This window comes from Aminobacter sp. MSH1, from assembly GCF_003071665.1.
Lineage (GTDB): Bacteria > Pseudomonadota > Alphaproteobacteria > Rhizobiales > Rhizobiaceae > Aminobacter > Aminobacter niigataensis.
In genome coordinates, this window is sequence record NZ_CP026265.1 from 1,156,402 (window position 1) to 1,180,179 (window position 23,778).

Here is a 23,778-nt window from a genome sequence, read left to right on the forward strand (position 1 = left end):
GCTATGCAAACTAGAGCCTTGAGAATCGGAACCCGCGGCAGCCTGCTAGCGCTTGCGCAAGCGCATGAGACGCGCGCGCGTCTGATGGCGGCGCATGGCCTGCCGGAAGAGGCGTTCGAGATCGTGGTGATCGCCACCAGCGGCGACCGCATCCAGGACCGGCCGTTGGCGCTGGCCGGCGGCAAGGGCCTGTTCACCAAGGAACTCGAAGAGGCGATGTACGCCGACGAGATCGATTTCGCCGTGCATTCGTCCAAGGACATGCCGACGCAACTGCCCGACGGGCTGGAACTTTCGGCGTTCCTGCCGCGCGAGGACCCGCGCGACGCCTTCATCGGACGGGCGGCGCCCAGCATCGCGGAGTTGCCGGAGGGTGCAGTCGTGGGCTCTTCGTCGCTGAGGCGGCAGGCGCTGATCCGGCGCATGCGCCCTGACCTCGACGTGGTGATGTTCCGCGGCAATGTGCAGACTCGCCTGCGAAAGCTCGACGAGGGCGTGGCCCAGGGCACCATCCTCGCCAATGCCGGCCTGCGCCGGCTCGGCCTTGCGGACATCATCACCGACCTGATGCCGCTGGACGTGTTTCCGCCGGCGCCGGGGCAAGGTGCTATCTGCATCGAAAGCCGCATCGGCGACAGTCGCGTGCGCAACATGCTTGCGGCGATCGACCACAAGCCGACCGGACAAGCGCTGGCCTGCGAACGGGCGTTTCTTGCGGCGCTCGACGGTTCGTGCCGGACGCCGATTGCCGGATACGCTATGATCGACGGTGACAGGCTGTCCTTTGAAGGTTTGATCCTGACACCGGACGGTACCTTGTCGCACGAAGCCAAGGCCGAGGGCCGGGCGGCAGATGCTGCTGAAATCGGCCGCAAGGCCGGCGAAGACGTCAGGGCACGAGCCGGCGAAAAGTTCTTCGAGGGATGGAGCTAGATGGCACGCCGTGTGCTGGTGACGAGGCCGGATCCCGGCGCCACCCGCACCGCGCGGCGCCTTGAAGCGCTCGGCTTCGAACCAGTCCTGCTGCCGCTTTCCGAAACCCAGCCGCTGCCGGTGACGCGCGAAAGCGTGCCGACCAACGCCACTGCTGTTGCTGTGACCAGCGCCAATGCGCTCCGCCATGCGCCGAGCGGGCTGGTCGAGCGGCTCAGCCACCTGCCTTGCCACGCGGTGGGCGCACGGACCGCAGAGGGCGCGCGCAAGGCGGGATTTTCCTCCGTCAACGAAGGGCCGGGCGATGCGGTAGGCCTCGCCGACATGATCGCCATCGAGCTGGGCAAGGCAACGCTGGCTTATCTCTGCGGACGCGTGCGGATGCCGGATTTCGAGCGGCGCCTCGGCGCAAACGGCATCAAGGTCGTGCCTATCGAAACCTACGACACGATAGCCCTTTCACCGCCGCCTCCGTTCGTGCGCCAGCAACTCGGCGGCCAGCCGGTCGACGCGGTGCTGATCTATTCAGCCCGGGCGGCAGCCGCATTCGGTACGCTGATGGAAATGCATGCCGAGGCGGATTACCTGATACGGGGTGCGACGTGTTTCTGCCTGTCGGGGCGTATTGCGTCGGCGCTGGGCGACGGCTTCAACGTCGAGGTCGCGCCCGATCCCAACGAGGATGCGCTGCTCGATCTTCTTGGCTTGCCGGACTGACGTTGCGTTGACCGTGCCATCACGCGGCCTTTTTTCGCTGGACGGTGGGTGTTACTGATTTTGATCTTCGACCCCGCAACCGCCGCGGGACATGTGCCAACGAAATCTCGGAGCCCCAAGCATGGTCAAGACGCCGAAGACGCGCCACTCGAAGACGCATCGCGAGCCGGTCACGATCGAGCTGGAGCCAGGCGCGGTGTCGCGCGTCGAGGACGTCGCCAAGGCCGAGGCCGTGGCAGAGGCCGAAAGCGTTTCGGCGACGATGGGTGACGAGGCGGTGGCAGAGCCCGCTGCCAGCGAGCCGAAAGCGCCGGCCGATACCGACTTTGCCTCCTACAGCTACGATTTCGACAATGGGCAGCAGGCGCAGCAGCCGAAGGCCGAGGCACCGGCAAATGCCGCAGCATCGGATGCCGGCAGTTCATACGCCTCGAGTTCGGCTGCTTCCACGTCAACTCCGGTGCGGCAGTCGACGTCCGGCATCCTGCCGGGTCTCGCCGGCGGCCTGATCGCCCTTCTGGTGGCCGGCGGGCTGCAATTTGCAGGCGTTCTGGGCACACCAGGCAACGCGGGCAGCAACGGCGACGAGCAGTTGCAGGCCGAGATCGCTTCTCTGAAGTCGCAGGTCGCCGATATCGGCGCTTCGAGCGGGGGCGGCGAGCTCAAGGGGCAGGTCGACGGCATTTCCGCAGCGGTCCAGGAAGTGAAATCCGAGATCGAGGCGCTGAAGACGGCGGCCGGCCAGGCCGGATCGGGCGAGGCGCTTGCAGGGCTCGACGGCCGCATCAAGCAGATCGAGGCGGCCGTTGCCACGCTCGGCCAGAACGGGGCGTCGTCGACCGAGTTCGCGGCGCTGAACGAACGCCTTGCCGGGCTCGACGCGGCAGTGAAGTCGGCAGGTGAGGCCAGCACTGCCGACGACGGCAAGATCGCGACGCTGGAGCAGTCGGTTTCCGCGCTCGCCTCCAAGGTCGAGGCGCAGGCGTCCCAGCCCAAGATTGCGCTGGCGATCGCCGCATCGGCGCTCAAGGCAGCCGTCGACCGGGGTGGCGCCTTCGGCGCCGAACTCGAAACCTTCGCCGCCATTTCGCCCGACGCGCCAGAGTTGGCCACGCTCAGGGCGCATGCCGAAAAGGGCGTGGCGACACGGGCCGACATCGTCGCCGAGACCGACGCCGCCGCCAACGCGATGATCGCGGCGGCGAAGCCGGTCAATCCCGACGCCGGCGTGTTCGAGCGCCTGGTTTCGAGCGCCGAACAATTGGTCAAGGTGCGGCCGATCGGCGTCGTCGAAGGCGCTGGCGCGCCAGAAACGGTGGCGCGCATGGAACTGGCGGTCAGCCAGGGCGACTTCGCCAAGGCAATTGCCGAATACGAGACGCTGCCGGATACGGCCAAGGCGGCGGGTGCCGACTTTGCCGCCAAGCTCAAGGCGCGGCTGGAGGTCGAGACGCTGGTAGACCAGCTCGTCGCCAATGCGATGAAGGCGTGAGGAACATCAGATGATACGCATCCTGTTCTTCCTCGCCGTCGTCTTTGGGCTCGGGCTCGGTTTTGCCTGGCTGGCGGATCGCCCGGGCGACATGGTGGTGACCTTCGGCGGCTACCAGTACCAGGTCAGCCTGATGGTGGCTGCGGTGGCCGTGACGGCCATCGTGGTTGCGGTGATGTTGTCGTGGTGGCTGACCAAGTCGCTGTGGAACAGCCCCTATGCCATCGCCCGGCATTTCCGCGCCCGCCGCCGCGACCGTGGCTACCAGGCCCTGTCGACCGGCATGATCGCAGCCGGTGCCGGCGATGCGGCGCTCGCGCGCAAGAAGAACAAAGAAGCGGCAAAGCTGATCCGCTCCGACCAGGAGCCGCTGATCCAGCTGCTCGATGCCCAGGCGGCACTGCTCGAAGGCGACCATGACGGCGCGCGGCAGAAATTCGAGGCCATGCTCGACGATCCCGAAATGCGCCTGCTTGGCCTGCGCGGACTTTATCTCGAGGCCGAAAGGCTTGGCGATCGCTCGGCCGCCCGCCACTATGCCGGGCGCGCCGCAGGCCTTGCGCCACAGCTCGCCTGGGCGGCGGATTCGACACTGGAGGAAAAGGCCGAGCGCGGCGACTGGGATGGCGCCCTGGCGCTGGTCGATGCCCAGAAAGCGACACGGCAGATCGAGCGCGACGTCGCCAACAACCGCCGCTCGGTGCTGCTGACGGCCAAGGCGATGTCGCTGTTCGAGAGCGACTTCAACACGGCGCGGACCGCGGCACTTGAAGCCAACCGGCTGCGGCCGGAGTTCGGCCCGGCGGCCATCGTCGCTGCCAAGGCGCTGTTCCGCCAGAACGACGTGCGTAAGGGCTCGAAAGCGCTGGAAGGCGCGTGGAAGGCCGAACCGCTGCCAGATGTCGCCGAACTCTATGTTCATGGCCGACCCGGCGATGCGGTGCTCGACCGGCTGGCACGGGCCAAGAAGCTGCAATCGCTGAAGCAGAACCACCCTGAATCCTCGCTTGCCGTGGCGCGGGCGGCGCTGGAGGCACAGGATTATGCGCTGGCACGCGCCGAGGCCGAGGCAGCGGCCCGGATGCAGCCGCGCGAGGGCGCCTATCTGCTGCTCGCCGACATCGAGGAAGCGGAAACCGGCAACCAGGGCAAGGTGCGCCAGTGGCTCGCCAAGGCGGTGCGGGCGCCGCGCGACCCGGTATGGGTCGCCGACGGCGTCGTTTCCGAGCGCTGGGCGCCGTTCTCGCCGGTGACCGGCAGGCTTGACGCCTTCGAATGGAAGGCGCCGGAGGAACGTCTCGGCCATCTCATCGAACAGCACGACGAGGAGCCGGAAGCGCGCGTGGCGATCCCGGCGATCCGGGCCGCACAGCCCGCCGGCGATGACATCGTTGAGGTGGAAAGCGATGTCGAGGTGATGCCGGAAAAGGCGACTGAGACAGCCACGGCAAAAGTCGTTCCGCCGACGCCGGATGGTGTCGCCGGGGTGGTGGACGAGGACAAGGCAGAGCCGATCCGGCTTCCCGACGACCCGGGTGTCGACCCCGAGGTGGAACGGGAAAACGCCCAGCGGCGTTTCCGTTTGTTTTGATTATCGGCCAACCCTAAATCTAGGCTTGGCCCCAAACAGGATTCGCCGATGTTCGAGCGCATGATTTCGTTTCTGAAGGACCTGCCGTCGGCGGGCACGAGGCAATCGAGCGAGGACGACCCGCGCGTTGCGGCGGCGGCGCTGATGTATCACGTCATGGACGCAGACGGCGACCGGCAGGACGTCGAATGGGAGCGCGTCAAGCAGCTGCTGGCCAAGAGCTACGGCATTTCGGGTGGCGAACTCGACCGGCTGGCGAAGGCCGGCGAGCAGGCCGACAACGAGGCAATCGATCTCTACGCCTTCACCAGCGTGCTCAAGCGCAGCCTGGACGACGAGGCGCGCAAGGACTTCATCGGCATGATGTGGGAGATCGTTTATGCCGATGGCGAGCTGCACGAGATGGAGGACAACACCATCTGGCGCATCGCCGAATTGATCGGCGTCGAAAGCCGCGACCGCATCGAGGCCAAGCGCAAGGCGGCGCAGAAGGCGCGGCGTTCCGTCGGACCCGAAGCGGACGAGTAGGCGCTCGATGCCGGGCAAGGCGAGAGCGAAGATCCTGGTTGTCCTGCATCAGGAGCATTCCAGCGCCGGCCGTGTCGGCCATGTGCTGATCGAGAACGGTTTCGACCTCGATATCCGCCGGCCGCCGCTCGGCGACAACCTGCCCGAGACCCTTGCCGGACACGCCGGTGCTGTGGTGTTCGGCGGGCCGATGAGCGCCAACGATCACGACGAATTCGTGCGCCGCGAGACCGACTGGCTGACCGTGCCGCTCAAGGAGAACCGGCCGTTCCTCGGCATCTGCCTTGGCGCGCAGATGCTGGTCAACCATCTCGGCGGCAAGGTCGAGGGCCATGGCGACGGGCTGGTGGAGATCGGCTGGTATCCGATCAAGGCGACCGAGGAGGGCCGAAAGCTGATGCACTGGCCCGAAATGGTCTACCAGTTCCATCGCGAGGGCTTTTCTCTCCCGAAAGACGCCGTTCTGCTGGCTTCTTCGGACACGTATCCCAACCAGGCTTTCCGTTATGGCGACAATGCCTGGGGCATCCAGTTCCACGCCGAGCTGACGCGCGTGATGATGCAACGCTGGGTGGTGCGTGGGGCCGAACGCTTCGTCCTGCCCGGCGCACAGCCCGGACGCGACCATCTCGGCGGCCGGCTGATCTGGGACATGCACCTCAAGCGCTGGCTCGACGAGTTTCTGGTTACGATATTTGGCCGGGGGGATGGCAGGGGAGCAAGGCAGTAGGGGAGTAGGGGAGTAGGGGTTCGCCTATTGCCTATTGCCTTACTCCCTCGTCAAACCCTTCCATCCAGGCGCCTGACCTTACGCAGCTGCGGGAAGGTCCAGGCCCAGATGCCGGCGACGGCAACGGCGCCGATGCCGCCGAAAACGACGGCCGGCACGGTTCCGATCAGGGCGGCCATCGTGCCGGCGCGGAATTCGCCGAGTTCGTTCGAGGCGCCGACGAAGACGCCGTTGACGGCGTTGACGCGGCCGCGGACACGATCCGGCGTCCACAGCTGGATCAGCGTCTCGCGGATGTAGACGCTGACCATGTCGGTGGCGCCGATCAGGGCAAGGGCGGTGATCGACAGCCAGGGAATGGTCGAGACGCCGAATATTGCCGTGACCACGCCGAACAAGGCGACGAAAACGAACATCACGAGGCCGGCATGGTCGCGGATCGGATGGCCGGCAAGCCAGACGGCAACGACGATGGCGCCGACGCCGGGAGCGGCGCGCAGCATGCCAAGGCCCCATGGCCCGAGTTCGAGGATGTCGCGCGCATAGACCGGCAGGAGCGCGACGGCGCCCGACAGAAGCACGGCGAACAGGTCGAGCGAGATGGCGCCGAGCACGATCTTTTCACCCCAGATGTAGCGGAAACCGGCGAATAGAGTTTCGGCGGTCGACGCGTCCGTTTCGCTGCGCTGTGCCGGCTTCGGGATCGAAAAGATCAGCACCGCCGAGGCGAGCATGATCGCGGTGGCCGCGCCATAGGCCGCTTCGGGCGAGACGCCATAGAGCAGGCCGCCCGCGACCGGCCCGACGATGGTGGCGGTCTGCCAGGCGGACGAGTTCCAGGCGACCGCGTTGGCGAAATCCTCGGCCGGAACCAGGTTGGCGACCAGCGAGGCCGACGCAGGGCCGAAAAAGGCGCGGGCAATGCCGAAGACGGCGAGCACGGCGAAGATCGGCAGCGGACCGGCAAGTCCGTGGAAGGTGAGGAGCAGGAGGGTTGCTGCGCACGCTGTCTCGACAAGCGCTGCCAGCGCCATGATGAGCCGGCGGCCGAAGCGGTCGGCGACGACGCCAGTGACGAGCACCAGCAGCAAGGCCGGCGCGAACTGGATGACGCCGACGAGGCCGAGGTCGAAGGGATTTCGCGTCAGGTCGTAGATCTGCCAGCCGACGCCGACGGAGACGATCTGGGTGGAGAAGGTGGCGAGGAAACGCGCGATCCAGAAACGCGAGAACGCGCTATGGCGAAATGCGGCGAAGCGTTGTTCTGGCGCGGTTGCGGGATGGGCTGTCATGTGGTCCGGCGGGTTTCGACGCCGGGTCAGATCGCCCCGGCGGAGGTGCCATAGCGCAGATCGGCGCCGGGCGGGCGATATTGTGCCGCTGGATCAAGCTTTTCGGCAAGGGTGCCAGCGTGGTCCGGCGCTTCAAGCCGCCGGACCACGCTGCGCGGCCGATGTGAGGCTATCTCACAAAGACCGTGACCGAGCCGTCGGCCTCGATGCTGGCTGCGACGATGGCCGAGGTGTCGACCGTTTCGGCGTCGAGCTTCGTCTTCAGCGCTTTGTTGGCCATGATCGCAGCCTGCACGCCGGTGATGTCGGCCTGATTGTCGCCGACGGCCTTGTCCAGCGCCTGCTTGTCGTCGCCGGTGGGCAACAGCTTGACGATGTTGACCGCGCCGACCGTGGTCATGGCCTGGAAGGCGGTCGCGGTGTTCCTGCTGGCCTGGATGGCCGACAGGACTGTGCCGAGATCAGCCTTGGCGCCGGTGCTCGCCGTGGTGGAGGTGTCCACGGAGCGGGCTTCCGTGCTGGCCGCGCCACCGGCAAAGGCGGGCGTTGCGAGAGCGGTGGACGCAAGCAGGACCGCGATGGCGAGTGAATGTCTCATCTTCTACCTCTTCGATTTTCACCCCTTCGCGCCGGGTTAACCGGCCGGAGCGGTATCGGTTCCGTCCAAAGAGGCCCGGCAAGAAAAGTCAGGCTCGATGTTATGAGCGGCAGGCGCCGCAGCGCGTTCGTTTCCATGGCGTTGCGGCAGATCGTGCCGAAGCGATCATATTGCGTTGCAACATAGTTTGAGTTGTCCTGCCGGACTGCGTCGCCGATCCTGCCCGCATGTCCAGCAGCCTCATCCCCGCCAACTCATGAGCGCAGCCGCGTCGACGTTCCGGCCCGACATCGAGGGCCTGCGCGCCATCGCAGTGGGCGGCGTGGTGGCGTTCCATTTCGGCATGTCGAACCTGCCCGGCGGCTTCATCGGCGTCGACATCTTCTTCGTCATCTCGGGTTTCCTGATCACAAGGCATCTGATGCAGGAGATCGGCCGCAGCGGCACGGTCGACTTCTGGCGCTTCTACGGACGCCGCGCGCGCCGGCTGCTGCCGGCATCGCTGCTGGTGATCGTGGCCACGCTGGTGGCGGGCTATTTCATCCTGGCCCCATCCGAACAGCAGCTCTACGCCAAGGGGGCGCTGTTTGCCTCGAGCTACGTCATCAATCTCTGGCTGCTCAGGTGGTCGTTCGACTATTTCGCGGCCGACACGGCGAACAACCCGTTCCTGCATTTCTGGTCGTTGTCGGTCGAGGAACAATTCTACCTGCTGTGGCCGGCGTTCCTGCTGCTGGTGGCGCGGTTCCGGCCGGGCGAAAGGGGCGTGGCCGTTTTCCTCGGCGTCGCGGCAGTGGCGTCGTTCGCCGCCTGCGCCTGGATGACCACGGTGTCGCAACCCTGGGCGTTCTATTTCTCGCCGTTGCGGGCATGGGAATTCGCCGTCGGCGGGCTGGTGTCGCTGACGGTCGCCGAGCGCTGGGCGTCGGGCTTCCGCTTCGCGCCTGTCATGGGCTGGGCCGGCCTCGCGCTGATCGGGGCAACCTATCTGACTGTCTCGGAAGCCGATCCATTCCCGGGCTTCCTTGCACTGCTGCCGGTGATCGGCACGGCCATGCTGCTGCTTTCGGGCGCGCGCCAAAGCGCCGCCGGGCCGGCGGCGCTGCTGTCGCTTGCGCCTTTCCAATGGACGGGCAAGCTCTCCTATTCGCTCTACCTTTGGCACTGGCCGGTGATCGTCTATGCCACAATCCTGTGGCCCGACCTTACGCTCGGCGGCCGGCTGGCCTGCCTGCTGGTGACGGTTGGCTTGTCCGTTCTCAGCTATCGTTTCGTCGAGAATCCAATGCGGCTGAGCGGCTGGCTTTCGGCCGGTTCGGTGCGCTCGCTGGGGCTTGCGGCCCTGCTGACGTCGCTTGGCGTGACGTTGTCGTATGGCGCTGCCCAACTGGCGGCTCGAAGCGTCGATCCAGACCAGAGGCTCATCGCGGAAAGTGCCGCGCGCTCGTCGTCGGCGCGCCAGATCGACACCGCGTGCGTCGCCAGCCTGGAGCAGACCGAGCCGCGCAGCTGCAGCCTCGGGGCATCGCAGCCGCGAAAGACGATCGTGCTTTTCGGCGATTCACACGCCGACCACTGGTCGACGCCGCTGGCGAAGATCGCCGAGGCGAACAACTGGCGCGTGGTGACGTACCTGAAATCCTCCTGTTCGGTCGCCGCGGTGCCGACCTGGAACGTGCGCCTGATGCGGGCCTATGCGGAATGCGACGCGTGGCGGAAATCGGCAATGAAGGAAATCGCCGATCTGAAACCCGACGCCGTGATCGTTGCGCAGTTTTCGTACAGCTATGTCGAGAACGACGTAAACGGCGACCTGGATCACCTGGTCACGCGCGACGTCTGGGCCAATGGCCTGAGGACCTCACTGGCAGCGCTGAGCGAGACAGGCGCCGAGGTCGTGCTGCTCAGGGACGTTCCGGTGCACAAGTCGTATCTTGATCGCTGCGTCGCCCGTTCATTGTGGCAGGGCCGGAGTGCCGCGGTGTGCGATACGCCGCGAAACCAGGCGATCGACGAGCGGGTGTCAGAGGCAGAAAAGGCCGCGACGTCAAGACTGCCTGGTGTGAGATATGTCGACCTCACCGAACTGTTCTGCAACGAGACGACATGCCCGGCGATGATCGGCGGCAAGCTGACGTTCCGCGACCGGCACCACATCGCCACACCCTACGCGGCGACGCTGGCAGGCTCCATGCAGCGCGCGATCTTCGGCAACCAGGTTGCGGCGCGTTGGCCGTGAGCGCCGCCGTCAACCGCGCGTCCGAATTGCTAGAGCTGGATGCTGACCGTGCTGAGGCCGCGGGTGATGCTGCCGGTGGTCGGCAATAGCGGGATCAGGCAGGCCTGGAGCGCGTGGTAGATATCGGGCTTGCCATAGAAGGGGCCGGCATTGGGCTTGAGCTCGTCGTCGAGCTGGGCGTGCCAGCCGCCGTTGCGGCGGTCGATGAAGCGGGTGGCGCAGAAGCTCCAGATGCGGCGATACCAGTCCTCGTAGGCCTGATTGCCATCGATGGCGTTGAGCATGGAGGCCGCACCGATGGCCTCGCAGCATGGCCACCAGTAGCGATCCCTGATGCGGGCAGAGCCGTCCCATTCGAGCGTGTAGTAGAAGCCGCCCCGGGCTATGTCCCAGCCATCCGCCGTTGCCTGGCCGAACAGGTTCCTGGCTGCATCCGGCAGCCAGTCGAGCTTGCGGCCGCCGAGTTCCCAGAGCTGCAGCAAAAGCCGTGCCCACTCCAGCGAATGGCCAGGCGTGGTGCCGTAGGGGCGGAACATCGGGTCGCCGGAATAGTCGCGGTCGAGCTTCCAGTCGGACGTGAAGTGCTCGGGCAGGCGCCAGCCTGCAGCGGCCGAATGGCGGCGGATGATCAGATCGGCGATGCGCTCGGCCATGGTGAGGTAAGTACTGTCGCCGGTCGCCTCGAAGGCGGCCATCAGCGCCTCGGTCAGGTGCATGTTGGAGTTCTGGCCGCGATAGCTGTCGAAAGGTTTCCAGTCGCGGGTGAATTCTTCGGCGACGGCGCCATGGCTGTCTTCCCAGAATTTTTCCGACAGGATGGTCGAGATGTCGGTCAGCAGGCGGTCGGCATCGGGGTGGCCGGCGACCTTGGCGCTCGCAGCGGCAAGTAGCACGAAGGCGTGGCCATAGGCCTGCTTGGTGTCGTTGGTCGGGCCGTCATAGCCGACACCCCAGAAATAGCCGCCATTGGCGGTGTCGCGATGACCGTTCCAGAGGAACGCCATGCCGTGGTCGACAAGTGTGTCGGCGCCCGGCCGGCCGAGCAAATGGGCGATCGAAAAGCAATGCACCATGCGCGTGGTGACATGGATCTGGCGGCCAGCGAAGTTGCCCGGCACGGCGCCTGGCGCCAGCGGGCGGCCCTGGTCGTCGAGGTCGTGGAAACCGCCGAGGGGATTGAGGCTTTCGCGCTCGAAGAAGGAGAACAGTGCGTCGGCCTGCTGCAAGAGCCACAGGCGGTGGCTGGCGAGCGTGGTCCATCTGGCCGAGCCGGTGGAAATTTCCAAAGAAGTCATGGATGGCGTTCCCCTGCAGCCGATGGCGTGATTTCCGCGACCTAAGACGTAATGGCTGCCGCACTCAACAGGAAAACGCCATGATTTACGTGCAGCGCTGCAACAGCACTGTATTTAGCCAATATGCCACGGTGGACCCACTAGTCACGGCGCTTGCCGCGCATTATGGACAAATGGCGCGCTTGACCGAGTTGGCAGCGAGATTTCGGGGACTAAATGACGAAATTGATGTCGTCCAAGGCGGACGGCCAGCCCACCGGGGCTGTGGCTGCAAGTGAACACGCGGCCGAAAAGGCCCTTGTTCGCCGGCTTGCCTCGCATTGCAATCGCTTTCGCGACCCAGACGACCGCCGCGCGGCCTTCGAACTGGCGGTGACGCTGGTGCCGTTCCTGGCGATGGGCGCTGTGCTGGTCTGGCTCGTCGCCTATGCCGAGCCGCTGCTCGGCGCCTGGCGCTGGCTGCTGCTGGCGCTGCTGGCGCCGGTATGCGCTGCCTTCCTGGTCCGGCTGTTTGCGATCCAGCACGATTGCGGTCACGGCTCCTTCACCAGCTCGCGCGAGGCAAACCGCATCATCGGGCGGGTGCTGAGCGTCTTCACCTTCACGCCCTACACGCTGTGGCAGAAGGCACATGCCGTGCACCACGGCGGGTCGGGCAATCTCGACAAGCGCGGCATCGGTGATATCGATACGCGCACGGTTGCCGAATATGAGGCGATGACCACCGGCCAGCGGCTGATGTACCGCATCTATCGCAATCCGATCATCCTGATCGTCATCGGCGTGCCGATCTATTTCCTGATCATGCACCGGCTGCCCTACAACGATGCCATTCCGCGCGTCGAGGCATGGCGTAGCGCCGGCGGCCTCAATGTGGCGCTGGTGCTTGTCTATGGCGGGCTCGTTCTCCTGGCCGGCTGGGCGGTGATGCTGGCGGTCCTGCCTGTCGTGGTGATGGGTGCCTGGGCCGGCGGCTGGCTGTTCTACGTCCAGCATCAGTTCGAAGAGACGCGCTGGGATGCCGGCGAGGCCTGGGACCTGCATGTCGCTGCCTTCGGCGGCAGCTCTTGGTATGCCTTGCCCGCTGTGGCCCAGTGGATCACCGGCTCGATCGGCCTGCACCACATCCACCATTTGTGCAGCCGCGTGCCGTTTTATCGCCTGCAGGCCTGCTTCGATAGCAACGCGGAACTGCGCGACGCCAGCCAGAGCGTCAAGCTGACCTTCTGGAAGAGCGTCGCCTGCATCAACCTCGCGCTCTGGTGCGAAGACCGCCGCCGGCTGGTGACGTTCGCCGACGCGCGGGCGTAGCCAAGCAATAGCTTCCATCTCTGCGACAACCGTCTGCGCCGGAGCGCGGCTGTCTCGCCGCGCGTCTCGGCGAAGGTCGTCTCGGATCGAGCGCCAGCTAGCCTGCTGGACGGCGGAACACAATGCCGTGATGGAAGGCCGCCGGCTCTGGGTCAGCCTGACCTTGCATTTCCAGGGGCAAACAAGGCTGCGGCCAGCGGCTGCGAGACGGCCCTTTCCCGCGCCTTCTTCGACTATCGATGCTGAGCCGGCGCATACCGAAAGAGGTGTGTAATGCCCGCTTTCGGGGCTTCCTGTTGCAGGAAAGCTTCATCGCAGACGGACGCGGCATCGGGGCTCCGCCGAGGCTGAGCCTGCCGGCAAATCGATGCCACACCAGTATCTGCGAACACGGCAGGGTAAGGGGCGTGACCGCTCCGGTACACGTATTGGTGAATTGAAGTTATCGCTGCATCGCACCTATTATCCGTTACCGACCAACCGTTCGGTAATTGTTGCAAGCAGTGCAGGCGTGAACATATGGCCCGTCCCAGGGTAATCGAGCAGAGCGACATTCTGGATGCGGCGGAACTCGTGGTCGTGCGCGATGGCGCTGCACACCTGACGCTGGACGCTGTCGCGACCGAGGCCGGGATCAGCAAGGCCAGCGTCGTCTACGACTATAAATCCAAGCAGCAGCTCATCAATGCCGTCATACGGCGGCGCGTCGAGAACGAGGAACAGCGGGTCCAGGCGGCGACGGTCGAACTTGGACCGGTTCCGAGCCCGGCGATCAACGGCCTCGTCGCGGCGGCGGCCGAGCGACCGCGCGACCATGCCCGCGCCGTGGCGGTAAATCTGGTTTCCGCTCTCGCCCAGGACGCCGAATCGCGCGGCATCATCGAAGCGGTCTATGCACGGATGATCGCCTCGGTCACGGAAACCGCGGACAACCCGCGCGGCGCCATTCTTGCGCTTCTGGCACTCGAAGGCCTCAAGCGCCTCGAAATGCATAATCTGCATCCCTGGTCGGATGCCGAACGCGCGGACATCCTGCGCGACATAGGCTGGCTGATCGACGCCGAGCATCTGAGATCCAAAGGCCCCAGAGCTCCATCAGGCGATTGATCGCCCGCCGCCAAGCCACCCCATTATCGAAGCCCTCGCTCGCCGTCCCGGCAATCGTCAACTTTTCTGGATTTTCCCATGCGTATACCCGCTTTGCCGCTCAAACTTGCCGCGGCTGTTGGCCTGCTCGCACTCGTCTCCGGATGCAGCGATGCCAACGGTTCAGCCGAGGCAAAACCGTCGGCACCCCCGCCATCGCCGGTGAGCGTTATCGAGGTGGTGCCCGAAGCGCTGCCCATCCTGAATGAGTTGCCCGGGCGCATTGCCCCGACCCGCATCGCCGAGGTGCGGCCGCGCGTCTCGGGCATCGTGCTGGAACGCGTCTTCGAACAGGGCAGCCTGGTGAAGGAGGGCGACGTGCTCTACCGCATCGACCCGGCGCTGTTCCAGGCGCAGGTGGCGAGCGCCGAAGCGACACTGCAGCGTGCGCAGGCGGTCCAGCTGCAGGCACGCCAGCAGTCCCAGCGCCAGAGCGAACTGCGCGAGCGCAACGTCTCCAGCGGCCAGCAGTTCGACAACGCCGTTGCCGCCCTTGCGCAGGCAGACGCCGATGTGGCGATTGCCACCGCGGGGCTTGCGACGGCGCAGCTCAATCTCGACTATGCCGAAATCACGGCGCCGATCTCCGGGCGCATCGGTCGCGCCATGGTCACCGAGGGTGCGCTGGTCAGCGCCAATGGCCCCGAAAGCCTGGCGACAATCCAGCAGATCGACCCTGTCTATGCCGACTTCACCCAGTCGGCGAACGAGCTTCTCAGGCTGCGGCGCGCGCTCGAAAACGGCGCGCTGACGAATGCCGAGGAAGGCGCGGCAGGCGTCATGCTTAGGCTCGACGACGGCAGCGAATATGCGCATCCGGGCAAGCTCCTGTTCCTGGAAGCCGCGGTCGACGCCACGACCGGGCAGGTGACGCTTCGCGGTGAGTTCCCCAACCCCGAGGGCGACTTGCTGCCGGGCATGTATGTGCGCGTGCTGATCGAGCAGGGAATCCAGCAGAACGCCGTCGCAGTCCCGCAGCAGGCGATCCAGCGCGATTCCGGCGGCGGCTCGCAGGTCTATGTGGTCAACGACAAGAACGTGGCCGAGCTTCGCCCGGTCCGGGTCGGACGCGTGGTCGGCGACCGCTGGGTCGTCGAAGAAGGCCTCAAGGCGGGCGACAAGGTCGTCGTCGAAGGGTTCCAGAAGATCAGGCCCGGCGCTGCGGTCGCCGCCCAGGCTTGGAAGCCCAAGGACAAGACGTCAGCAACCGGCAGCAGCGGCGCGGCTAAGCCCGCCAGCGAGCCCAAGGCCGGCTAAGGATCATCAGAGATGCCCCAGTTTTTCATCGATCGACCCATCTTCGCATGGGTCGTGGCGATCTTCATCATGCTCGCCGGCGCCATCGCCATCCCGTTCCTGCCGGTCGCGCAATATCCGAACGTGGCGCCGCCGCAGGTCTCGATCAGTGCCACCTATGCCGGTGCCGCGCCCGAAGACATCTACCAGAGCGTCACCCGGCCTATCGAGGAAGAGCTGAACGGCGTCCCCGGCCTGCTCTATTTCGAATCGACGTCTGATTCCTCCGGCATGGTCAGCATCACCGCGACCTTTGCGCCGGGCACCGACAGCGGCCAGGCCTCGATCGACATCCAGAACGCGGTTCGCCGCGTCGAACCGCGGCTGCCCCAGGTCGTCAAGCAGGTCGGTATCCGCATCGAGGAGGCCGGAAGCGGCTTCCTGATGATGGTGGCGCTGACGTCGACGGACGGCTCGCTCGACGTCGTCGGCCTCGGCGACTATCTGAGCCGCAACGTGCTCAGCGAAATCCGCCGCATCGACGGCGTCGGCCGGGCGCAGCTGTTTGCGACGCAGCGCGCCATGCGCATCTGGATCGATCCCGACAAGATGGTCGGCCTGAACCTGACGTCGGACGACATCACCAACGCGATCCGTTCCCAGAACGCGCAGGTTGCCGCCGGCCGCATCGGCGCCGACCCGAACCCGATCACGCAGCAGATCTCGGCCACCGTGCTGGTGAAGGGCCAGCTCACCTCCGCCGAAGAGTTCGGCTCGATCGTGCTGCGCGCAAATCCCGACGGTTCGTCGGTGCGGCTGTCCGACGTGGCGCGCATCGAGGTCGGCGCGGAAAACTATAACTTCTCGACCAGATTGAACGGCAATCCGAGCGCGGCGATCGCCGTGCAGCTGTCGCCCACGGGCAATGCGCTGGCGACGTCGGAAGCGGTCCGGGCGCAGATGGAGGAGCTCTCGCGCTACTTCCCCGAGGGCCTTGAATACGCGATCCCTTACGACACCTCGCCGTTCGTGAAGGTTTCGATCGAGAAGGTGATCACGACCCTCGTCGAAGCGATCCTGCTCGTCTTCGCGGTGATGTTCCTGTTCCTGCAGAACTTCCGCTACACGGTCATCCCGACTCTGGTGGTTCCGGTGGCGCTTCTCGGCACCTGCGCGGTGATGCTGGCGACGGGCTTCTCGATCAACGTCTTGACGATGTTTGCCATGGTGCTGGCGATCGGCATCCTGGTCGACGATGCCATCGTCGTCGTCGAGAACGTCGAGCGCATCATGGCCGAAGAGGGGCTGTCGCCACGGGAGGCGACACGCAAGGCGATGAAGCAGATCTCCGGCGCGATCATCGGCATCACGCTGGTGCTTACGGCGGTGTTCGTGCCGATGGCGTTCTTCCCGGGGGCCGTCGGCGTCATCTACCGGCAGTTCAGCCTGACGATGGTGGTGTCGATCCTGTTCTCGGGTTTCCTGGCGCTGTCGCTCACGCCGGCGCTCTGCGCCAGCTTCCTGAAGCCGGTCGCCAAGGGCCATCACGAGAAGAAGGGCTTCTTCGGCTGGTTCAACCGCGGCTTCGATCGGACGACGCGCAGCTACACCTCCAGCGTCGGATGGATCGTCAAGCGCACGGGCCGCTTCATGGTCATCTACCTGGCGCTGCTGGTGGGCCTCGGCTGGTCGTTCATCCAGCTGCCGACGTCATTCCTGCCCAACGAAGACCAGGGCTTCCTGATCGTCGACATCCAGGGCCCGCCGGAATCGAGCAGCAACCGCACCCGGGCGATCGCCGAGAATGTCGAGTCGATCTTCATGGGCGAGGAGGCGGTTGACCGCATGGTGGTGGTCAACGGCTTCAGCTTCTCGGGCGCCGGCCAGAACGCTGGCCTGGCCTTCGTGACACTGGACGACTGGAGCGAGCGCGACGACGACAACTCGGCCGCCGCCATCGCCGGCCGCGCGAACCGGGCGCTGTTCCAGATGAAGGACGCCGTGTCGTTCGCGCTGTCGCCGCCGCCGATCCAGGGCCTCGGCACCTCCAACGGCTTCACGTTCCGCCTGCAGGACCGGTCGGGCCGCGGACAGGTGGCGCTGGCCGCCGCGCGCGACCAGTTGATGGCCGCTGCGGCGAAGAGCGAGGTCATCACCGGCCTGCGTATCGAAGGCATGCCCGATGCCGCCCAGGCCAACCTGTTGATCGACCGCGAGAAGGCGAACACGTTCGGCGTCACCTTCGCCGACATCAATTCGACGATCTCGGCCAACCTGGGCTCGGCCTATGTCAACGACTTCCCGAATGCCGGCAGGATGCAGCGCGTGACGGTGCAGTCGGATGCCGGGCGGCGGATGCAGACCGAGGACCTGCTGAACCTCAACGTGCGCAACGCCCATGGCGGCATGGTGCCGCTGTCTTCCTTCGCCACCGTCGAATGGCAGAAGGGCGCGGCACAGGTCGTCGGCTACAACGGCTATCCGGCGGTGCGCATCAGCGGCCAGGCGGCACCGGGACATTCCTCGGGTGCGGCGATCACCGAGATGGAGCGCCTTGCGGACCAGCTGCCGGCCGGCTTCGGCTATGAATGGACCGGGCAGTCACTGCAGGAAATCCAGTCCGGCTCGCAGGCGCCCGCCCTGATCGTGCTCAGCATCCTGTTCGTGTTCCTGCTCCTGGCGGCACTCTATGAGAGCTGGACGATCCCGGTGTCGGTGATCCTCGTCGTGCCGCTGGGCGTGCTGGGCTCGGTGCTGGCGGTGATGGTCATGGGCATGCCGAACGACGTCTACTTCAAGGTCGGCCTGATCGCCATCATCGGGCTGTCGGCCAAGAACGCGATCCTGATCATCGAGTTCGCCAAGGATCTGCGAAAGGAAGGCATGTCGCTGCTCGATGCGACGGTGGAGGCGGCCAAGCTGCGCTTCCGGCCGATCATCATGACGTCGCTGGCCTTCAGCCTGGGCGTCGTGCCGATGGCCATCGCCACCGGCGCCAGTGCCGCCAGCCAGAATGCCATCGGCACGGGCGTGCTTGGCGGCATGATCTCGGCGACCGTGCTTGCCGTGTTCTTCGTGCCGGTCTTCTTCGTCGCCGTCATGAAGCTGACGCGGCGTGGGAAGGCAGAAACGCGGGAAGGCGCGGATGCGTCCGAGGCTCAGGTTCCGGCGGAATGAACGGTTCCGCAAGCCAGCCGGCGAACAGCCGGACGGCGCTTGAGCGCCGCCTCGAACAGAAGGAGCGCCTGTTTCATGCGGCCGTTTGCGTCGCGCTGGAAAACGGCTTCGGCAAGGTCACCCTGGATGCCGTTGCCCGACAGGCTGGCATCAGCAAGGGCGGGCTGCTCCATCACTTCTCGACCAAGGGCGACCTGATCCGGGCGATGCTGAAGCATTATGCCGATGCAGCCGGTGACGGGAGCCTGAGGGAACGGGGCGGCGACGGGCTCACTGACGTCGACCCCCTGGCTGTCGCGGCATTGGTCGCGGCGGCCGAAGACACGGCGCTGCTCGAGACGATCAACTCGAGGTTCGACATCCGGTGCAAGGGGCCTGCCGGCACCGGGCAGCGGACGACGCAGCTGGCATTGACGTGCGGCTTTGCCAACCGGCTTGTGCTGCGCGAGCGTTGAGGCGATGCCCGGCGGAGGCGCAAACGCCCGCCGGGCACGTTTCTAGGCCAGGCCGAGCCGCTGCTTCCGCCGGGTCGCCCAGGCGGTGATCAGCTGGTCGGCGGTGAGGCCCATGAAGGCGACGCAGAGACCGAGCACCAGCCCCTTGCCGGCGTCGTTGAAGGTCAGCGCCTTGAAGATCTCCTGGCCGATGTCCTTGGTGCCGATGAATGCGGCGATGATGACCATGAACAGTGCGAACATGATCGTCTGGTTGATGCCGAGCATGATCTCGGGGAAGGCGAGCGGCATGCGGATGTTCCACAGCAGCTGACGCCTGGTGCAGCCCGAGGTGATGCCGGCCTCGACGATTTCGGACGGCACGTTGCGTAGCCCGAAGATGGTGTAACGGACGATCGGGATCATGGCGTAGATGATGATCGCCGAAATCGCCGCGACGTCGCCGACCTTGAACAGCATGATGACGGGGATCAGGTAGATGAAGGACGGGAAGGTCTGGAAGGTGTCGCACAGCAGCTTGACGATGCTGGTGCGGCGCTCGCTGCGCGATGCCCAGATGCCGATCGGCAGGCCGACCAGGATGCAGATCAGCACGGCGACCGTCACCATGTAGGCGGTGATCAGCGACCGCTCCCAGTAGCCGGCGAAGGCGATGAACAGCACGAAGCCGGAGACGGTGAGCGCGAGCCGCAGGCCGCCGAGCGACCAGCCTGCAGCTGCGACGAGCGCGACCATCGCCGTCCAGGGAATGCTCTGGAACAGGTCTCGCACGGGGATCAGCACATAGAGCAGCATGGCGTTGCGGACATATTGCAGCGGCTCGTAGAAGGTGACGGTGACCCAGTCGACCAGCGCGTCCCAGAAGGGTGCGGTGCTGAGTGCGAGATCCGCAGGCCAGGCCTGGGCATAAGGCGTGATCGAAGCCAGAATGAGCGAAACGACGGCGACCAGCGCCGATGCGCCGAGGAACGGGTAACGCTGCAGGAAGGTGGCGTCGTCCTCTCTGCGGGACGGCTCCTTGTAGGCGGCGGCGCGGCTCAACTGGTCGAGCGTGATCGCCATCAAAACGATGGCCACGCCGCTTTCCAGCGCCTGGCCGATCTTCAGCGCCTGGAGCCGGAACAGGAGGTCGTGTCCGAGGCCGCGGGCGCCGACGAAGGAGGCGATGACCACCATCGCCAGGCACTGCATGATGACCTGGTTGACGCCGACCAGCAGCGGTTGGCGGGCAGAGGGGATCTCGACCATCCACAGTGTCTGGAAACGCGTGCAGCCGGCCATCTTGCCGGCCTCGCGAACCTCTTCGGCGACACCTTTGAGGCCAAGGATGGTGAGCCGCGCCATGGGCGGAATGGCGAAGATGACTGTGGCGATCGTGCCGGCCTTGTGGCCGACGCCGATGAACACAGCGATCGGGATCAGGTAGGAAAAATGCGGCAGCGACTGCAGGACGTTGAGCAGCGGCACGATGAGCGCTTCGAACCACTGTTTCTTCACTGCGAGAATGCCGATGCCGAAACCGATGAGACCGGCGATGGGGGCCGCGACAAGCACCACCGAAAGGGTGATCATCGACAGCTCCCACTTGCCGAAGATCGCCATGTAGGCGACGCATCCGGCGGAGAGCAGGCCGAGGCGCCAGTCTTTGAGATAACAGCCGAGCACGCCCGACAGCCCCGCGGTCATGACCCATGGCATCGCCGCCAGGCCGATCTTCGGAAAGCCCGAAACCAGCAAGCCTTCGACGAAGGCCAGCGGCCAGGTGATGAGTTCGGCGATGCCGCGCGTCAGGTCACGGAACGAAAACAGCCCGAAGATGGCGTCGTCGCGCATGTGTCCGATCAGCGTGTTCGCCCAGTCGACGAAGGGGATCGTCCAACCCTTGGGCACCTGCACGGCCCAGGCCGGGAGAAGAGAGGCCGCGAGCAGCAGGATGAGGAAGGGCAGCACGACGAGCAGCGGCTTCGCCAGAGATGCCAGGGGTTTTTGCGGCTCCATTTCGGTGGCGCGGGTCAGGGTCGCGGCATTCATGCGCACTGTTCCTTGCCGTAGAGCGCATCGATCAGGCTGTCGCGGCTGAGCGTGCCGACGAGTGCGCCGGCGTCGTCAACGACGTCGACCGGGCGTTCCGACGAGAGCACCTGGCGGGCGACGCTTGCCAGAAGCGCCTCGACCTGGACCGCTGCCGCATCAGGCGTGCGGGCGGATGCCGGCGCCATGATCGATCGCACCGAGAGCAGGCGGTCGTGGGAGACGTTGCGGGTGAATTCGGCGACGTAGGGCGTGGCCGGGCAGGTCACCAGCTCTTCCGCCGTGCCGAGCTGCTCGACGACGCCATCCTTCATGATGGCGATGCGGTCGGCGACGCGGATCGCCTCGTCGAAATCGTGGGTGATGAAGACGATCGTCTTGTTGAGCATCTTCTGCAGGCGCAGGAACTCGTCCTGCATCTCGCGGCGAATAAGCGGGTCGAGCGCCGAGAAGGGCTCGTCGAGGAACCAGACGTCGGGGCCGACGGCGAGCGAGCGGGCGATGCCGACACGCTGCTGCTGGCCGCCGGAGAGTTCGCGCGGATAATAGGCCTCGCGGCCCTTCAGCCCGACGAGTTCGATCACTTCGCGGGCGCGGGCCTCGCGCTTCTGGCGATCGGTGCCGCGGACCTGGAGCGGGAAGGCGACGTTGTCGAGCACGGTGCGGTGGGGCAGCAGGGCGAAGTGCTGGAACACCATGCCCATCTTGTGGCGCCTAAGCTCGATCAGCTCGCGCTCGGAAGCGGCGAGGATGTCGCGGCCTTCGAACATGACCTCGCCAGAGGTCGGCTCGATCAGGCGGGCGAGACAGCGCAGCAGGGTCGACTTGCCCGAGCCCGACAGGCCCATGACGACAAGGATTTCGCCGGGCATGACCTCGAAGGAAACGTCGCGGACGGCAGGGACGTAACCTTCGGCCCTGATGGTTTCGATCGAGGGGTTGCCGGCGTGGCGGCGCAGGAAGCCGGCGGGGTCGGCGCCGTAGAGCTTCCAGAGATTGCGGCATGCGATTTTTGCTTCGGTCATGTCGAGTTTGCCTCTCGCCAAGGTGGCCGATGGATGTGCAGGGGCGAGGTGGCGCCTGCTTGTGCAGGCGCCACTTTCACCGCGCGATGTCGTTTAGTGCAGGGTTAGCTGGCGGAACCCAGCCAGGCCTTCCAGCGAGCCTCGTTGTCGGCCAGCCATTTGTCGGCGGCCTGCTCGGGCTCCATGTTGTCGATGTCGGCAAGCTTTGCCTGAACCGCGATATCCATGTTGGAGAAGTTGATCTTCTGCAGGATAGCGTAGGCCTTGGGCCACTTGGTCGGGAATTCCTTCCAGGCGGCGATCTTGAGGTAGCCGTCCTTCGGGTTGCCGCAGTCGTAGCTCAGGTCCTTGTTGCTGCCCCAGGCCGGATCGTCCTTGCACTTGGGGTCGAAGGCCGGAAACTCGACGAACTTGCCGTCATAAAGCGCTTCGACGAAGTTCGGCGTCCAGTTGAACAGGACGATCGGCTCCTTGCGCTTGACGGCGGAGTCGAGCTCGGCCCAAAGCGCTGCGGCCGAACCGGCATTGACGACCTCGAAGTTCATGGCAAGGGCTTCGACGCGCTCGGAGTCATGCTTGAGCCAGTCGACCGGGCCGCCGAGGAAGCGGCCTTTCGGCGAGGTTTCGGCGGTGGCGAACTTGTCGGCGCAGGCGTTCAGCGCTTCCCATGCGGGCAGGCCGGGACAGACTTCCTCGACATAGGTGGGATACCACCATTCTTCGCGCGTCTTGGCGTCGTGGGTGGCGGCATCGACGACGCAGCCTTCCTTGACCACCTTCTGGAAAGCGACGCCGAAGGCGCCTTCCCAGACTTCATGCACGAGGCTGACGTCGCCCTCGCAAAGCGCGGTGTAGACGACCTGGCTGTCGGCGGAAACGTACTCGACCTTGGCGCCGCCCTTTTCGAGCAGCTTGCCGACGATGTGGGCGCCAACGATCTGGCTCGACCAGTTGTGCGTCGGGATCTTGATGGCGTCGGTGGAATCCTCGGCAAATGCCGTGCCCGTAGCGAAAGCCAAAATCGTGGCCATACTTGCGGACTTCGTGAAATTCCTCATTGAACCTCCCTTTCCTTTGTGTTGCGATCGTTCCCACGGGATGCGGAGGTCGGTCTCTATGGACCTGTTTCCACTCCAGCCCAGCAAACATAGCGGTGAGAAGTGAACCGGTGTCGGGCGGGGTGTAAAAGTCGTGGTCTGACTTGTGAAAAGATGTTAATCGAGGCTTGGGAGGATAAGATGGCATGCGGGTTCAGCACCACATCGTGATCGTTGAGGACGACCCGGTCACCCGGGCGAAGCTCGCCGGCTATTTCCTGGCCGAGGGCTACAAGGTCAGCGAGGCCGGTGACGGCGAGCAGTGCGCGCCATCATGGGCAGGCATCCGGCGGACCTGCTGATGATCGACATCAACCTGCCCGGCGAGGACGGCCTCAAGCTGACCCGCGAGCAGCGCGAACGGTCCGACGTCGGAATCATCCTGGTCACCGGCCGGACCGACACGGTCGACCGCATCGTCGGTCTCGAGATCGGTGCCGACGACTATGTCACCAAGCCGGTGGAGCACCGCGAGCTGCTGGCCCGGGTCAAGGGCCTGCTGCGCCGCGTCGGCAAGGGGCGTCTGCCTCCCGCTGCCTCGGGCACGCGCCATTTCTACGGCTGGACGCTGGAAGTGGCGCGGCGCACGCTGCAGGCGGCCGACGGCACCTTCGTCGAGCTGACCGGCGCCGAGTTCAAGCTGTTGTCGGTGCTGACCGCCAATCCCGGGCAGGTGCTGTCGCGCGAGCGGCTGCTGCACGAGATATCGCGGCGCGAATGGGACGCCAGCGACCGCACCGTCGACGTGCTGGTGCGAAGGCTGCGGCAGAAGCTGAACGACAATCCGCGCACGCCGCGCATCATCGTCACCGCCCATGGCGAAGGTTATTTCTTCGCGCCCGACGTGAACCAGGCGGTGCGCGGCTCGGCCAGTTTCTGAGGGCC

Annotated in this window: 20 protein-coding genes; 14 read left to right on the forward strand and 6 right to left on the reverse strand. The window is 65.6% G+C overall.

Annotation, left to right across the window (positions count from 1 at the left end; translation table 11 throughout):
* Window positions 1–3: 3 nt before the first annotated feature.
* The 6 genes from hemC (at window position 4) to CO731_RS05735 (ending at window position 5,991) form a co-directional block, all read left to right on the forward strand.
* Entirely contained in the window at window positions 4–933 is a 930-nt protein-coding gene (gene hemC / locus CO731_RS05710; protein WP_108606329.1) for a hydroxymethylbilane synthase, read from the forward strand.
* Window positions 934–1,650, forward strand: coding sequence for a uroporphyrinogen-III synthase (locus CO731_RS05715; protein ID WP_108606330.1), 717 nt, complete (start codon window positions 934–936; stop codon window positions 1,648–1,650).
* A 121-nt stretch (window positions 1,651–1,771) separates the two neighbouring features.
* Window positions 1,772–3,142: a phage tail protein gene (locus tag CO731_RS05720; RefSeq protein ID WP_108606331.1), complete on the forward strand. Its 1,371-nt coding sequence runs from the start codon at window positions 1,772–1,774 to the stop codon at window positions 3,140–3,142.
* Between the two features lie 10 nt (window positions 3,143–3,152).
* The gene (locus CO731_RS05725; protein ID WP_108606332.1) at window positions 3,153–4,733 is read left to right on the forward strand and encodes a heme biosynthesis protein HemY; all 1,581 of its coding nucleotides are present in this window, start codon (window positions 3,153–3,155) and stop codon (window positions 4,731–4,733) included.
* A 48-nt stretch (window positions 4,734–4,781) separates the two neighbouring features.
* Complete coding sequence (locus CO731_RS05730) at window positions 4,782–5,261, forward strand: TerB family tellurite resistance protein (protein ID WP_108606333.1); 480 nt, start codon at window positions 4,782–4,784, stop codon at window positions 5,259–5,261.
* A gap of 7 nt (window positions 5,262–5,268) precedes the next feature.
* Window positions 5,269–5,991, forward strand: a complete 723-nt coding sequence (locus CO731_RS05735) for a glutamine amidotransferase (RefSeq protein WP_108606334.1) — start codon at window positions 5,269–5,271, stop codon at window positions 5,989–5,991.
* A 50-nt stretch (window positions 5,992–6,041) separates the two neighbouring features.
* Here CO731_RS05735 and CO731_RS05740 read toward each other — a convergent pair whose 3' ends face one another.
* Together CO731_RS05740 and CO731_RS05745 are read right to left on the reverse strand one after the other, a co-directional pair.
* Complete coding sequence (locus CO731_RS05740; protein WP_108606335.1) at window positions 6,042–7,283, reverse strand: MFS transporter; 1,242 nt, start codon at window positions 7,281–7,283, stop codon at window positions 6,042–6,044.
* Window positions 7,284–7,452: 169 nt separating this feature from the next.
* A complete protein-coding gene (locus CO731_RS05745; protein ID WP_108606336.1) occupies window positions 7,453–7,881 on the reverse strand; it encodes a hypothetical protein in 429 nt (142 codons plus the stop codon).
* A gap of 256 nt (window positions 7,882–8,137) precedes the next feature.
* Here CO731_RS05745 and CO731_RS05750 point away from each other — a divergent pair, with 256 nt between their 5' ends.
* On the forward strand, window positions 8,138–10,120 hold the full coding sequence (locus tag CO731_RS05750; RefSeq protein WP_108606337.1) for an acyltransferase family protein: 1,983 nt from the start codon (window positions 8,138–8,140) through the stop codon (window positions 10,118–10,120).
* Window positions 10,121–10,149: 29 nt separating this feature from the next.
* Here the strand turns inward: CO731_RS05750 and CO731_RS05755 are convergent, their stop codons facing one another.
* On the reverse strand, window positions 10,150–11,415 hold the full coding sequence (locus CO731_RS05755; protein WP_108606338.1) for an AGE family epimerase/isomerase: 1,266 nt from the start codon (window positions 11,413–11,415) through the stop codon (window positions 10,150–10,152).
* Between the two features lie 216 nt (window positions 11,416–11,631).
* Between CO731_RS05755 and CO731_RS05760 the strand changes: the two genes are divergently transcribed.
* The 5 genes from CO731_RS05760 to CO731_RS05780 all read left to right on the forward strand — a co-directional run bounded on the left by CO731_RS05760 (window position 11,632) and on the right by CO731_RS05780 (window position 18,740).
* A complete protein-coding gene (locus tag CO731_RS05760; protein WP_108606339.1) occupies window positions 11,632–12,726 on the forward strand; it encodes a fatty acid desaturase in 1,095 nt (364 codons plus the stop codon).
* Window positions 12,727–13,245: 519 nt separating this feature from the next.
* Window positions 13,246–13,833 carry a TetR/AcrR family transcriptional regulator gene (locus tag CO731_RS05765; protein WP_108606340.1) on the forward strand — a complete coding sequence of 196 codons (588 nt, stop codon included), beginning with the start codon at window positions 13,246–13,248 and terminating at the stop codon, window positions 13,831–13,833.
* A 78-nt stretch (window positions 13,834–13,911) separates the two neighbouring features.
* On the forward strand, window positions 13,912–15,129 hold the full coding sequence (locus CO731_RS05770; RefSeq protein WP_108606341.1) for an efflux RND transporter periplasmic adaptor subunit: 1,218 nt from the start codon (window positions 13,912–13,914) through the stop codon (window positions 15,127–15,129).
* 12 nt (window positions 15,130–15,141) lie between these two features.
* A complete protein-coding gene (locus tag CO731_RS05775) occupies window positions 15,142–18,285 on the forward strand; it encodes an efflux RND transporter permease subunit (protein ID WP_108606342.1) in 3,144 nt (1,047 codons plus the stop codon).
* Entirely contained in the window at window positions 18,282–18,740 is a 459-nt protein-coding gene (locus tag CO731_RS05780; RefSeq protein ID WP_108606343.1) for a TetR/AcrR family transcriptional regulator, read from the forward strand. Before CO731_RS05775 ends, CO731_RS05780 begins: the two co-directional genes overlap by 4 nt.
* Window positions 18,741–18,782: 42 nt before the next feature.
* Here CO731_RS05780 and CO731_RS05785 read toward each other — a convergent pair whose 3' ends face one another.
* The 3 genes from CO731_RS05785 to CO731_RS05795 all read right to left on the reverse strand — a co-directional run bounded on the left by CO731_RS05785 (window position 18,783) and on the right by CO731_RS05795 (window position 22,827).
* Window positions 18,783–20,771: an ABC transporter permease subunit gene (locus CO731_RS05785; protein WP_199914564.1), complete on the reverse strand. Its 1,989-nt coding sequence runs from the start codon at window positions 20,769–20,771 to the stop codon at window positions 18,783–18,785.
* Window positions 20,768–21,796 (reverse strand): betaine/proline/choline family ABC transporter ATP-binding protein, encoded by a 1,029-nt coding sequence (locus CO731_RS05790; RefSeq protein WP_108606344.1) that lies wholly within the window; start codon window positions 21,794–21,796, stop codon window positions 20,768–20,770. The genes CO731_RS05785 and CO731_RS05790 overlap by 4 nt, the downstream gene beginning before the upstream one ends.
* Before the next feature lie 104 nt (window positions 21,797–21,900).
* Window positions 21,901–22,827: an ABC transporter substrate-binding protein gene (locus CO731_RS05795; protein ID WP_108606345.1), complete on the reverse strand. Its 927-nt coding sequence runs from the start codon at window positions 22,825–22,827 to the stop codon at window positions 21,901–21,903.
* Window positions 22,828–23,039: 212 nt separating this feature from the next.
* On the opposite strand from CO731_RS05795, the gene CO731_RS29240 reads away from it, so the two are divergent.
* Complete coding sequence (locus CO731_RS29240) at window positions 23,040–23,195, forward strand: hypothetical protein (protein ID WP_245439639.1); 156 nt, start codon at window positions 23,040–23,042, stop codon at window positions 23,193–23,195.
* Window positions 23,195–23,773 carry a winged helix-turn-helix domain-containing protein gene (locus CO731_RS05800; protein WP_245439640.1) on the forward strand — a complete coding sequence of 193 codons (579 nt, stop codon included), beginning with the start codon at window positions 23,195–23,197 and terminating at the stop codon, window positions 23,771–23,773. The genes CO731_RS29240 and CO731_RS05800 overlap by 1 nt, the downstream gene beginning before the upstream one ends.
* The last annotated feature ends 5 nt before the right edge of the window (window positions 23,774–23,778 follow it).